At 66.9% G+C, this 11,422-nt stretch carries 7 protein-coding genes; all 7 read right to left on the bottom strand.

Annotation, left to right across the window (positions count from 1 at the left end; all coding sequences use genetic code 11):
- Window positions 1-40: 40 nt before the first annotated feature.
- Window positions 41-1,633 carry an alkaline phosphatase D family protein gene (locus ACTJJM_RS09535; protein WP_197577224.1) on the bottom strand — a complete coding sequence of 531 codons (1,593 nt, stop codon included), beginning with the start codon at window positions 1,631-1,633 and terminating at the stop codon, window positions 41-43.
- Window positions 1,633-3,876 carry a TonB-dependent receptor domain-containing protein gene (locus tag ACTJJM_RS09540; RefSeq protein ID WP_241874269.1) on the bottom strand — a complete coding sequence of 748 codons (2,244 nt, stop codon included), beginning with the start codon at window positions 3,874-3,876 and terminating at the stop codon, window positions 1,633-1,635. Before ACTJJM_RS09540 ends, ACTJJM_RS09535 begins: the two co-directional genes overlap by 1 nt.
- 173 nt (window positions 3,877-4,049) lie before the next feature.
- Window positions 4,050-5,480: a replicative DNA helicase gene (locus ACTJJM_RS09545; RefSeq protein ID WP_010486827.1), complete on the bottom strand. Its 1,431-nt coding sequence runs from the start codon at window positions 5,478-5,480 to the stop codon at window positions 4,050-4,052.
- 212 nt (window positions 5,481-5,692) lie between these two features.
- On the bottom strand, window positions 5,693-6,253 hold the full coding sequence (locus tag ACTJJM_RS09550; RefSeq protein ID WP_440865437.1) for an NADPH-dependent FMN reductase: 561 nt from the start codon (window positions 6,251-6,253) through the stop codon (window positions 5,693-5,695).
- A gap of 66 nt (window positions 6,254-6,319) precedes the next feature.
- Window positions 6,320-8,263 (bottom strand): asparagine synthase (glutamine-hydrolyzing), encoded by a 1,944-nt coding sequence (gene asnB, locus ACTJJM_RS09555; protein ID WP_241874267.1) that lies wholly within the window; start codon window positions 8,261-8,263, stop codon window positions 6,320-6,322.
- A 3-nt stretch (window positions 8,264-8,266) separates the two neighbouring features.
- Complete coding sequence (locus tag ACTJJM_RS09560; RefSeq protein ID WP_197644663.1) at window positions 8,267-10,546, bottom strand: thiamine pyrophosphate-dependent enzyme; 2,280 nt, start codon at window positions 10,544-10,546, stop codon at window positions 8,267-8,269.
- A 77-nt stretch (window positions 10,547-10,623) separates the two neighbouring features.
- Window positions 10,624-11,280, bottom strand: coding sequence for a glutathione S-transferase family protein (locus ACTJJM_RS09565; RefSeq protein WP_029380098.1), 657 nt, complete (start codon window positions 11,278-11,280; stop codon window positions 10,624-10,626).
- Window positions 11,281-11,422 lie beyond the last annotated feature (142 nt).

Raw genomic sequence — 11,422 nt, forward strand, 5'->3', positions numbered from 1 at the left:
CCGCTCGTCTTCCAAAAGTCAGATGCTCGTGGCTCCGCCTCTACAGGAGCTGCGATGCGCCCGGGCGGCCGTGGGTCACCTGGAAGCGCGCCGCGGAGCGCACTGCGGCGTCCGCACGCAGCACGCTGTCGGCGAAGCGCAGCTCCGCCTCAACGGTCTGCCGGTTCAGCTGCAGCTTCCACCAGCCACGGCGGTCGCCATCGAAATAGCGGATATGCGGGTTCTGCGGTATCGATGGCCCGTAATACGGACCATACGGCGTATCGTCGCCGCCGCTGCTGATCGCCGGGGCGATGAATTCGGTCGCCACGACCGGCGCACTGGCCGCGTCGAAATCCAGTTTCAGGTCGTTGACGAAGGTGGAATGCCAGTCACCGCCCAGCACGATGGCATTGCCCTGCCCGCCCGCCTGCAAGGCCTGCAGCAGGCGGTTGCGTGCGGCGGGATAGCCATCCCAGGCGTCGTTCCAGAAGCGCTCGCGCGGTGTGCCACCGTCCAGCCGCAGCTGCGCCATCAGCAGCTGCTGTACCACCACGTTCCAGCGCGTGCCCCGCGCGACGGCCATCGACTGCGCGAACCACGCCTCCTGGCCCGTGCCGAGCATGCTCATGCGTGGATCCAGCGCCGCCTCGCAGCGCGGTGACTCACCCACACCGCAGGGATTGGCCGGGCGGAACTGGCGGCAGTCGAGCAGCGTCAGCTGTGCAAGATCGCCGTAACGCAGGCGCCGATGCACGCGCAGGCCACCGTTGCCCGCAGGCGTGCTGCGCATCGGCAGGTGCTCGTAGAACGCACGATACGCGGCCGCGCGGCGGATGATGAAATCCTCCATTGAGACGCCGGGCTTCTCCGGGTGGATGCCGGAGTAATCGTTCTGCACTTCGTGGTCATCCCAGATCACCGCGAACGCGTGTGCGGCGTGCGCGGCCTGCAGATCGGGATCGAGTTTGTACAGCGCGTACTGGTCACGGTAACGTTCCAGGCTCACCGTCTCGCCACTGAACCGCGCCGCATCCAGCGTGCTGCCACGCGCGTTCTGCAGCGGGCTGTATTCATACAGGTAGTCGCCGGCATGCAGCACCAGGTCGACATCACTCTGCGCGATGTCACGCAGCACCGGGTAGTAGCCGCTGTTCCACGCCTGGCAGGTACACAGCGCCAACCGCAACTGCTGCAACTGCGTGTCCAGCAGCGGCGCGGTGCGGAAGTGGCCGACCACGCTTTCCTCATCGCCGTCGCAGGCGAAACGATAGTAATAATCGCGGCCGGGACGCAGGCCGTTGACCTCCACATGTACCGAATGGGCCAGCTCCGGCACAGCCGCAGCAACGCCCCGCTGCACCAGCCGGCGCATGCCGGGGTCTTCGGCCACGAACCAGCGCACGGGCACCGCCCGCGACGGCATGCCGCCGCCGTTGAGTGGGTCCGGCGCGAGCCGCGTCCACAGCACTGCCCCCTGCGGATCCGGATCACCGGCGGCGACACCGAGGGTGAACGGATCACGCCCCAGCCGCGGCCGTGGGCCGGCCGTGGCCAGCCCCGGCATCGCCGCCAGTGCGATCGCCGCCCCCGCGCCCTGCCACGCCATGCGCAACAGGCGACGACGGCTTTCCGGATCGACAGGCCCGCGCATCAGAAGTGCACGGTGGCGGTGGCCATCACCTGCCGCGGCGCGCCGACCTGCATGGTCGCCAAGCTGCGGGTCGGGTCGGCGGCGTAGGTGCCGTTGGTGTTGATCGAAGACAGGTAACGCTTGTCGGTCAGGTTGGTCAGGTTAAGCGCCACGGTCAGTTTCTGTGCCGGGCCGAGCGTGCCGAAGTCATAGGCCACCGACGCATTGACCAGCCAGTAGCTCGGCACCGACACATCGTTGGTATAGGTCACGTAACGCTTGCCGACATGGTTGGCGGCCAGTCGCAGGTCCCACGGGCCCGGGGTCCAGGCCAGGGTGCTGGCGAACATCCACTCCGGTGTGTCGACGGTCGTCTTGCCGCGGGTCGGCACCACGCCGTTGTTCACGTAGTCGTTGTCGTAGGTACTGTCATTCCACGACAGCGCATTGGACCAGATCAGGTCCTGCATCGGCTTCAACTGCAGGGTCGCCTCGGCACCGCGGCTGGTCACCGAACCGACGTTGGAGAACAGCGCCGGGCAACCGAGGATGCCCACGCACTGCGCGATGGCCAGCAGGCGGTTGTCGAACTTCACGTCATACACCGCAACCGAGGCTTCATAGCCATGGCCGTAGCCGCGCCAGCCCAGTTCGAGGGTGCGCGACTGTTCCGGCTTCAGGCTCTTCGCGCTGGCATCGAACGCGGCCTGCGGCACGTTGAACGGACTGCCCACGCCCAGTGCATAGGCCGCGATGTTCTTGGCGAACGAACCAAAGATCTCGTTGCCTTCGTTGAGCTTGAAGTTGAAGCCGGCCTGCGGCAGGAAGCCCTTCTTCGAGGTCAGGCTGCTGTTGTTGGCATAGCTGCCCAGCGGTGTGCGCACGCGGGTGCGGGTGTGCGGCGACTTCGCACCGATGTCGATGGTCAGGCGGTCATCGAACAGGCGGAAACGGTCCTGCACGTAGAACTGGCGGGTGATGGTGGTGTAGCGCTGGTGCCACACGCGCTGGTCCGGATTGCGCAGGAAGAAATCGTCGGTGATCGGGCCGTCGATGTAATAGAAGTTGCGCTGCACGCTGTGGCCGTTGTCCTCGTACCACAGGCCCGCTTCCAGCTCGTGGCCCGCCACGTTCCAGGTGAACGCAGAGGTCACACCGGTGCGGTCGATCGCATACTCGGTAGTGCGGATCGAGATCGGGATCTCTCGGCTGGTACCCGGGTTGGACGGATTGGACGGGCTGAACCAGTGGCCCTGGCCACGGTTGCTGTGGTTGTAGACGTTGACCTTCAGGCGCATCGACTCGTTCAGGCCGAAATCGCCGGCGATGCTGGACAGGTCGTCATTGCGCAGGCCGTGGCCGGAGTAGTACGCATCCCACGGGCTGTTGACGCCGCCGCTGAACGTGCCGCGTGCAGCGGCCACGGCACGGTTCCAGTCCGGCGCGTAGTTGTCCCAGTCCCAGCCGAGACGATCGATCATCTCCAGCGACAGGTCCTGGTAATCGGCCTCGACGCGGCGCGAGGCGTTGAACAGCGCGGTAATCCTGCTGTCCGTTCCGAAGTTGTAGGTGGCCTTGCCGTTGAACTGCTTCAGCTCCTGCGAGCCCTTGCCCTTCCACTTGTCGCCTTCCGAGTATGCGCCGGACAGGTAGGCCGCAAAGCCCTGGTGGTCGCCGGTATCGAGGCGCGCATAGCTGCGGCGCGCGTTGTCGCTGCCGAAGCCCTGTGCCAGAACCACGCCATATTCGGTGGATGGATCGATCGAGTAGAACTGGAACACGCCGCCAAGGTTGCTGGTGGACGGCGTACCCAGCGCACCGATGCCGGTGGAGACTTCGGCACCGCCCAGGTTCTCGCTGATCACCGCGCGGCTGATGTGCAGGCCGTTGCTGTTGCCGTAGGCCATGTTGCCCAGCGGGATGCCATCGAGGGTGTAGCCCAGGCGGTTCTGGTTGAAACCACGCAGGCTGATGCTGGTGGACCATTCGTAGGCGCCGGTGGCATCGGCCGATTCGAAGTGCACGCCCGGCTTGCTGGCCAGCAGCTTCAGCGGGTTGGCACCCGGCGGCAGGATCTTCATGTCCTCGGCGGTCACACGCTGCACCTGGCGGGCTTCGCCGCGGCCGATCACCGAGATCGAATCGAGGGTGGTGGCCGACGGCGCGTCGGTCGCGGGGGCGGTTTCAGCGACAGCCAGCGACGGCAGCGAAGCACAGACCAGCAGGGCCAGCAGATTGCGGCGGAGCGGAGCGTGGGACGGCATGGGGGCGGATTCCTCGGGCACGCTGGACGCCGAAGGGCGGCGTCGAAGGGCAGCAGCGGCGGAATCGTAGAAGCGTCGCGTTACATGTCATTTACACGCCACATACGGACGTTTGGTGTTTCGAATGGTTTGTCGGCCAGGAGGAGGTTGCCGGACAGCGGCCGGCACGCCTGTTACTCGAACGAGCCGACCGAATCGTGGGCCAGGTTGTCGAAGCGGGTGTATTCGCCGAAGAACTTCAGCTTGCACGAACCGGTCGGGCCACCACGGTGCTTGCCGATGATGATCTCGGCCAGGCCCTTGTCCGGCGAATTTTCCTTGTTGTAGTAATCGTCGCGGTAGATGAAGACGATCATGTCCGCATCCTGCTCGATTGCGCCCGATTCGCGAAGGTCGGCCATCACCGGGCGCTTGTCGGTGCGTGTTTCCAGCGAGCGGTTGAGCTGCGACAGCGCGATCACCGGCACGTGCAGTTCCTTGGCCAGGCCCTTCAGCGAACGCGAGATCTCCGAGATTTCGGTCGCGCGGTTTTCACTGTTGCCCGGCACGCTCATCAGCTGCAGGTAGTCGATCACCACCAGGCCCAGGTCATGCTCGCGCTTGAGGCGGCGGCACTTGGAACGCAGCACTTCCGGCGACACGCCCGGCGTATCGTCGATGAAGATCTTGGTTTCCTTCAGCATCTTGATCGCACTGGTGACGCGGCTCCAGTCCTCGTCTTCCAGCTGGCCGGTACGCAGGCGCTGCGCGTTGATGCGGCCGTTGGAGGAAATCAGGCGCATCGCCAGCTGCGATGCCGACATTTCCATCGAGAACACCGCCACGCCCTTCTTCGATTTGATCGCCGCGTACTCGGCGATGTTCAGCGCAAAGGTGGTCTTGCCCATGGCCGGGCGCGCAGCCAGGATGATCAGGTCGGTCGGCTGCAGGCCGGAGGTCATTGCATCGAAATCGTTGTAGCCGGTCGGCAGGCCGGTGATGTTGCCGCCGTTCTCGAAGCGGCTGCGCAGCTCTTCGAAGGCATCCTTCAGTGCACCCGGCATCGCCACGAAATCGGTACGGCCGCGTGCGCCCTGTTCGGCGATGGCGAACACGCTCTTTTCCGCCGACGCCAGCAGCTCGCTGCTCTCACGGCCCTCGGGCTGGAAACCATCGTTGACGATGTCGGTGCCCACCTGGATCAGCTGCCGCAGCACCGCCTTGTCACGCACGATCTCGGCGTAGGCCACGATGTTGGCTGCCGACGGCGTGGTACTGGCCAGCTCGATCAGATAGGCACCATCGCCCACCAGTTCCATCTTGCCCTGCGATTCGAACCACTCCCCCAGGGTCACCGCATCGAACGGCCGCTCGCGCTCGGACAGCTCACGGATCGCGCGGTAGATCATCTGGTGGTCGCGGCGGTAGAAATCGCCTTCGGTCAGCTGGTCATTGACCCGGTCATAGGCCTCCGGGGCCAGCATCAGGCCACCCAGCACCGCCTGCTCGGCTTCCACCGAATGGGGCGGTACCCGCAACTGGTCGATGCGCGATTCGTCGCGATCGCGATCGAAGCCATCACCGCGCTCTCTGCGGTTGGAACGGAAGCCGGGGCGAGCGGACATGCTGCGGTGTTTCCTGCAAAAGTGGGCCGGACGAGTGTAGGCATGCGCCGACCCCGGCGGCCATGGACAAGCCTGTGGATAAGCCGTGGAGAAACGGGGGATATCCGCCGGTGCCTGGCCAGATTGGCGTGGGGGCGTCGCACTGCCTGCGACGGGCGCCGTTGCGGCACCCGAGCGGGCATTATCGCAGATGGGGGTGGCAACCGCTGGCGTCAATCGCCCTTGACGTGAACCGCGATCAGCGCCAGGAACCGGTCCACATAGCCCTGCAGGAACTTCTGCGTGCCTTCGTTATGGACCGTGCCGTCGGCATCGATCAGGCCGTCCTTGAAATGGATGAACGCCTCGGGTTGGCCGAGCACGTGCATGTCCAGGAAGGCCAGGCTGTTGCGAAGGTGCTGCTGGGCCACGGCGGTGCCGATCTGGCCGATGGAGGCGCCGATCACCGCCGCCGGCTTGCCGGAAAACGCGCTGTCGCCATACGGGCGGGAGCCGATATCGATGGCGTTCTTCAGTACGCCGGGCACGGACCGGTTGTATTCAGGGGTCACGAACAGCACCGCGTCAGCGGCACGCACCTGATCCTTCAGCCGGGTGCCCTGCGGCGGGTACTGGCCATCGAAATCCTGGTCGTAGAGCGGGAGATCGCCGATCTGCACGTACTGGAAGCGCGCGCGGTTGCCAGCGATCTTCTCCAGCGCATGGGTCAGCCTGCGGTTGCAGGAATCCTTGCGCAGGCTGCCGACGAACACGGCGATGGTGGGGACGGACATAGGGACATACTCCTCACGGTGCGGGAGGCCCAGCCTAGACGCCGGGCCCGTGCCGTCCGGTGAAGATCAGCCCCCGGTCACGCCGGCCCGCACCTGCCGCCAATGCGCCTGCCAGGCCTGGAACATCAGCACGTTCCACAGATGCGTATGCCACTTGCGCTGGCCGCCCAGGAACTGCTGCCACAGCGGCTGTATCGCGGCTGCCGACAGCACGCCCTCCTGCTCCAGCCGTGCAGGCTGCAGCAGGTCTTCGGCCCACGGCCGCAGGTCGCCCTTCAGCCAGTCGCTGACCGGCGCACCGAACCCGCGCTTGGGCCGGTGCACCATCGACTGCGGCACGTAGCGGCCAAGAACGCGCTTGAGCAGCACCTTGCTGGTGGTTTCGCTGCGCTTGAAGCCCAGCGGCAGCGACCAGGCGAACTCGGCAACGCGCCAGTCCAGCAGCGGCGCGCGTGCCTCCAGGCTGACTGCCATCGAGGTGCGGTCGACCTTGCACAGCAGGTCATCCGGCAGGTAGGTCACGTAATCGGCCAGCATCATCGCGTCGGCCGGTGTGCCGGCGCCGTGCAACGGATCGGCCAGGTCGTAGAAGCTGCCGGCAGCCTGCGCGCCCGGCACTGCCGCCGTCGGGTCGCGCCAGCGCGAGATGCGGTTGCGGTACACGTCACCGATGCCACGCGCGCCGGACTCGGCCAACAACGCGGCCAGGCCGCCGGTACGCGAGGCCTCGCCCTGCTGCTGGGAGCGCGCGCCCATCCAACGCCGCAGCGGCCCTGGCACGCGGCCCAGCATCTGCCAGTTGCGCAGCGCGCGCACATAGCGGGTATAGCCGAAGAACAGCTCGTCACCACCATCGCCGGACAGCGCGACGGTTACGCCCTGCCGCGCCAGGCGGGCGACCAGCGCGGTCGGCACCTGCGAGGCATCAGCGAAGGGTTCGTCGAACATTGCCGGCAACTGCGGCACCACCGCCAGTGCATCGGCACCGCTGACGTAGAGTTCGGTGTGGTCACAGCCCAGATGCGCGGCCAGTTCCTTGGCCAGCGGCGCCTCGTCGTGGCCCGAACCGGTGAAGCCGATACTGAAGCTGTGCACCGGCTGACCGCTCTGTGCCTGCATCAGCGCGGCCACCAGCGATGAATCGGTGCCGCCGGACAGGAACACCCCCACCGGCACGTCGGCCACCATGCGCAGCGCCACTGCGTCGCGCAGCAGCCCGTCCAGCTGTTCCTCGGCCTCCTCGATACGGCCCTGGAACGGCGCGGCCAGCGCCGCCTGCATGCGTGCCCGCGCATCCCAGTAAGGGCGCTGCGCCTGTTCCGGGCGGTGCGCCGATGCACCCGCCGCGACGGCTTCGGCATCCAGTCGCAGCACGCGGCCCGGCATCAGCTTGTAGCAGCGCTGGTGGATGCTGTGCGGGGCCGGAATGTAGTCCAACCGCAGCAACAGGGTCAGTGCGTCGCGGTCGATGTCGTTGTCGAAGGCCGGGTGCTGCCACAGCGCCTTCAGCTCGGAACCGAACACCAGAGTGTCACCGGCCCAGCCGTAGTACAGCGGCTTCTTGCCGACGCGATCACGGGCCAGCCACAGGCACTGCTCCTGGCGGTCCCACAGCGCGATGGCGAACATGCCGTTGCAGCACTGCAGGGTGTCCTCGATGCCCCATTGCAGGATCGCTGCCAGCAGCACCTCGGTATCGGAGTGGCCACGGAAGGTGTGCCCCAGCGGCTCCAGTTCGGCACGCAGGGCGGCGAAGTTGTAGACCTCGCCGTTGTAGGCCATCACGTAGCGACCATCGGACGAGGCCATCGGCTGGTGGCCCAGCGGCGACAGGTCGAGAATGCTCAGCCGGCGGTGCGCCAGCGCGATGCCTGCGCCGGCATCGACCCAGCTGCCGCCATCATCCGGCCCGCGGTGGTGCAGCGCCTCGCCCATGGCCAAGACCTGCGCCTGCAGCACTTCGGCCGACGCCACAGGCGCCGGCAACAACATTCCCGCCAATCCACACATGCATCAAGGTTCCTGCGCCAGTTCAAGGGCGGCGCCAATCACCGCATTGTCGCTTGGAAGCCCGAACATTGCTGCCCCCGCCAGCGGGGTATAGGTATCGGCACCGCAGACCCGGCGCAGCGGCAGGTGGCCGAAACCGGCCTCGACCAGTGCCGTGACCACGCCCTCGCCCACCCCGCCACTGTGGCGGCCCTCGTCCAGCACCAGTACCCGCCGTGCACTGGCGGCCTGGCTGGCGATGAAGCCGGCATCCAGCGGCACCAGCCAGCGCAGGTCGACCACCCGCACCTGCCAGCCCAGCTGCTGCTCGATCGCCCGCGCCGCGCGCAGCGCCATCGGCACGCCGTTGCCATAGGTGTAGACCACCAGGTCGCCTGCCTCCGGCGCATAGACCCGGCCTTCACCCGGTACCAGCGCCTGGCCCTGGTCCGGGTAGTCGAACAGCCACTGGCCATCGCCCGGCTCATGCAGGTCCTTGCTCATGTACAGTGCAATGGGCTCCAGGAACACCGCCACACGTCCATCCACCCGGGCCAGCGCCGCCAGCGTGCGCAGCATCATCACCGCATCGTCGCCACGCGACGGGCAACCGACCACCAGGCCGGGAATGTCGCGCAGCGCCGTGATTGAATTGTCGTTGTGGAAGTGGCCACCGAAGCCCTTCTGGTAGCCCAGCCCGGCCACCCGCACCAGCATCGGATTGCGGTACTGGTCATTGGAGAAGAACTGCAACGAACACGCTTCGCCGCGCACCTGGTCGATGGCGTTGTGCAGGTAGGCCAGGTACTGGATCTCCGGAATCGGCAGCATGCCCATGTTGGCCAGGCCCTGCGCCATGCCCAGGATCATGGTCTCGTCCAGCAGGGTGTTGAACACCCGGCGTGGGCCGAAGCGGCGCAGCAGATCCTTGGTGACGGTGTAGACACCGCCCTTCTGCGCGACGTCCTCGCCGAACAACAGGCTCTGCGGATACTTCGCCAGCAGTTCCTGCAGGCCGTGGTTGATCTGGATGGCGAGGTGCCGTGGTGCCTGTCGCTCGGGCAGGGTCTCCGCACCGCCATACAGCGCTTCGCGCATCTCGGCGGGCACCTCGCGCCGCGCTTCAGCCTGCACCGCCGCCGGTGTGTACGGTGCCAGCGGCGCCATCACGTCCTGCAGCGACTGCAGCGTCGGGTGGCCTTCGGCGTCGGCGGCCGCCGCCATGCAGCGCGCGCGCATCGTTTCGTAGGCCACTTCGATGGCGGCTGCATCCATCCAGCCCGATTCCATCGCGATCTGTGCCGATCGCAGCAGCGGATCCTGCGCCTCGGCCGCGCACAGCTCCGGCAGCGCGCGCCATTCCACTTCAAAGTCGGTGCCGGCATGGCCCATCAGGCGCGTGGTACGCAGATGCAGGAAGGTCGGCCGCCGCGTGCGCCGGCAATGTTCCACCGCGGCCTGCACCTGGGCATGCCCGGTGGCCAGGTCCAGGCCATCGGCGAAGAAATAGTCGAGCCCCGGCTGCCGGCTGAAGCGCTCGGCAATCCAGCCGTCCGGCGTCTTCACCGAAATGCCCAGCCCGTTGTCCTCGCAGACGAACAGGATCGGCGCCGGCAGCTTCTGGTAGGCCGACCACATCGCGGTATTGAACGCGGTCTGCGCGGTGGCATGGTTGGCCGAGGCATCCCCGAACGAGCACAGCACGATGCTATCGGTGGGAACCGGCAGCGCCTGCCCCAACCGCTTGCCGCTCTCGATGGCCAGCGCGGTGCCCAGCGCCTTCGGCAGGTGCGAAGCAATCGTCGAGGTCTGCGGCAGCACCCACAATGGCTTGCTGCCCCACACCTTGTGGCGGCCACCGCTGGCCGGATCATCCGCGCTGGCGGCGAAGGACAGCGCGGCATCGCGCAGCGGGTCGATACCCGGCACCTGGCGTGAACGCTCGGCCATGAAGGCACCGGAGCGATAGTGCAGGAAGGCGGGATCGGTATGCCGGCAGGCCCGCGCCAGCAGCGCATTGCCTTCATGGCCGGAGGAACCGATGGTGTAGAAGACCTTGTTCTGCACGCGCAGCACGCGTGCCATCAGGTCCAGCTGGCGGCTGGCCAGCTGCGAGTCGAACAGCTCGCCGAAAGCAGCGGCGGTGAGCGTGCTGCCCGGCAGGATCGGCGCATCCGGTGCCGGGCGCGGACGCGGGGTTCCGCGCCAGCCACGCACCGCATCGAGGAAGTTGACGTCGCACACTTCGGCGCGGTTGAGCACGCGCATGCGTGCGGGAATTGGATCTGGAACCACAGCGAACATCGAACACCCTCCGTGTCGTTGTTGCATTCCGCCGGGCATGGCCCGGCGCTACCCTGTGGGGGTTACCTTGGTGAGAGTCACGCGGCCTCGAATCGCGAGCGCACTTCGGCGGTCACCGCCGGCATCGGCAGGAAGCGCGGCTGCTCACGCACGCGCTGCAGCCAGGCGCGAACTTCCGGGAACGGCTCCAGGCTGATACCGCCCTCGCCCGCCACATCGGTATAGGCAAACAGGGCGATATCGGCGATGCCGTATCCGCTGCCGGTGAACCATTGCGCCTGGCGCAGGTGCTGCTCCATCACCGCCAGCGCGGTGGCCGCGCGCTCGTGCAGCCGTGGCAGTTCGGCGCGGCGCGGCGAATCGGGGGCGGTCCAACCACGGATGAAGCGCGCCACTGCCACGCACGGCTCGTGCGTGTACTGCTCGAAGAACATCCAGCTCAACGCCTGCGCGCGCTCCCAGCCATCAGTGGGCAGGTACGGCGTGCCTTCGGCCAGCCAGAACAGGATCGCGTTGGATTCGGTCAGCACGCGGCCATCGTCGCGGACGATCAGCGGCACCTTGGCATTCGGGTTGAGCGCCAGGAATTCCGGGGTATGGGTCTGGCCGTGGGCACTGTCCACTTCCACCCAGCGGTAACGGCTGCCGAGCTGCTCCAGCAGCAGGCGGACCTTGTGGCAATTGCCCGAGACCGACATGCCATGCACCGTCAGCGGGACGCGCTCTTCCACCATTGCCTGCTCCATCACGTCCGGCCGGCGGCCGGCTGCGTGCAGTCTGGCAAGCACGCCGGTGAATGCCAAGCGCGGGTGCAGCATGCGGACAATCTGTAGAGGGGGGGGAGGGGAGGGGGGGGGGGGGGGGGGGAGAGGGGAA

It is taken from the genome of Stenotrophomonas sp. 22692 (assembly GCF_052045015.1).
Classification (GTDB): Bacteria; Pseudomonadota; Gammaproteobacteria; order Xanthomonadales; family Xanthomonadaceae; genus Stenotrophomonas; species Stenotrophomonas geniculata.